A 524-nucleotide genomic window follows, 5' to 3' on the forward strand; every position below is an offset into this window, starting at 1 on the left:
ACCGCGCAGATCAACGCGCAAGGAAACGTCAACGTTACTGTGACACCACAAGGCTTGCGTATCGTGTTGCAAGACGATTACAAACAGCACATGTTCAGTCGTGGTGGAGCCGAGCTTACGCCATTTTTTGAAGATTTACTGTTAGCACTTGCCCCTCTTTTCGAGCAAGTAACCAACCCATTGATCATCAGTGGTCATACCGATGCGATTCCGTTTAAGAAACGTTTTGGCCGTCAGTCGAACTGGGCGCTGTCGGCATCGCGTGCTGATGTGGCGAGAAAAACGCTGGTTGAAGGCGGAATGCCCGATGACCGCGTCATGCAAGTTACCGGCATGTCAGATCGAGCGTTGCTGAACCCAGATGAGCCAGATTCAAGCGAAAACCGTCGAATCGAACTGTTTATTCTGACAACACCAGCAGCAAAAGTGCTTGAGACCTTATTTGGCAATCAAGATGACAGCGAGCTGCAAAAAGCGAAACAAAAAGCGGAATTTAACCAACCCGTTATTCGACAAGAAGTGAT

At 48.9% G+C, this 524-nt stretch carries 1 protein-coding gene; it reads left to right on the top strand.

Annotation, left to right across the window (positions count from 1 at the left end; translation table 11 throughout):
• Positions 1 to 524 (top strand): OmpA family protein (locus R8O10_RS27345; RefSeq protein ID WP_318192252.1); only part of this gene is annotated, 524 nt, incomplete at both ends.

Origin of the sequence: Vibrio sp. 1727 (assembly GCF_033344415.1) — a bacterium.
GTDB classification, from domain to species: domain Bacteria; phylum Pseudomonadota; class Gammaproteobacteria; order Enterobacterales; family Vibrionaceae; genus Vibrio; species Vibrio alginolyticus.